The sequence below is a fragment of the Phytobacter massiliensis JC163 genome (assembly GCF_000321045.1).
Lineage (GTDB): Bacteria > Pseudomonadota > Gammaproteobacteria > Enterobacterales > Enterobacteriaceae > Phytobacter_A > Phytobacter_A massiliensis.
This window is the reverse complement of record NZ_CAEO01000180.1, coordinates 1-971: the sequence shown is the minus strand read 5'-3', so window position 1 is coordinate 971 and position 971 is coordinate 1. Positions and strand designations below refer to the sequence as shown.

The following is a 971-nucleotide window of genomic DNA, read 5'->3' as shown; positions in this document are numbered from 1 at the left end:
TCGGCCGAGAAAAACCAGCACAAAAAAGCCCCGGTGAGGGGCCTGTAAGCAGGAAGACTGTTGTTTCGTCCGTGGCTAGTCCGGTGGAGAAAGCGCCAGATCCAGCTGGTAAAGATGCTGGATGGTCAGAGCCTTAAGGCGCTCAGATGTGCACCAGTACGCTTCGTCAGGCGGCAGGGTGCGGTAAATCCATTCAGACATAGCATGGAGTCGTTCATCTGCCGGCAGCTTAACCAGGTTGTTGGCACGTTTACGCTCCGCGCCTTTTTTGCGGCGATAAACGAGTGCCTCTCGACGCTTACGGTCAGACCAGCATTTACGCGCTGAGTGAGGCTGAACATCATCATGTTCGCTCATCACCCCTTCCCGGATCAGCTGCTCGCGCTCGGCGCTCTGGCGGAGCTTCTTCTCCTGCTCTTTAAACAGCTTGTCCATATCGACGCCCAGCATCTGGAATCCCACGGGGGTGATATAAACATACGTTGGCAGCCAGGAGCGGGATTCACGATCCCAGGTGCGTTCTTCCGCCAGGCCCAGAACGCCAAACCGTACCTGTTCCTCGATGAGACGTGAAAGGCGTGAGACCGTCACCTCTGTTTCCGGAATGACATTACCTTTAGCATCCTTAGCGCTCAGCTCTTTTGCCAGACGGGAGATGCACATACCGACAGTATGCTTACCGGCATCACAGAAGCTGATGAGCACTGGCCAGAGAGCGTCGAGCAGGCGCTGACGTTCCGGACGGAAGCCATATTTACGTCCCGCTTTACGGCGGCTGGCGACATAGAGAGGGTGGAGCGAAACATGCATGCGCAGGCTGACCTGCCCGGTTTCTTTGTCTTTTTTCACCAGGCGATTGTAGGCATGACCGAGCTGTCCGGAGAGCTTTTTATAATGCTCCGGGCGATACCAGGTCGGGTTCTCACATTTGGCTTTTGTGGAATGATCACCGCGTTTGCGGCGGGTCAGTT

The 971-nt window shown here is 55.7% G+C and carries 1 protein-coding gene; it reads right to left on the bottom strand.

Translation table 11 applies throughout. From position 1 onward, the window contains the following. Positions 1–75 precede the first annotated feature (75 nt). The coding region (repA, locus tag ENTHG_RS00070; protein ID WP_044172006.1) for a plasmid replication initiator RepA at positions 76–971 on the bottom strand (896 nt) is incomplete at its 5' end.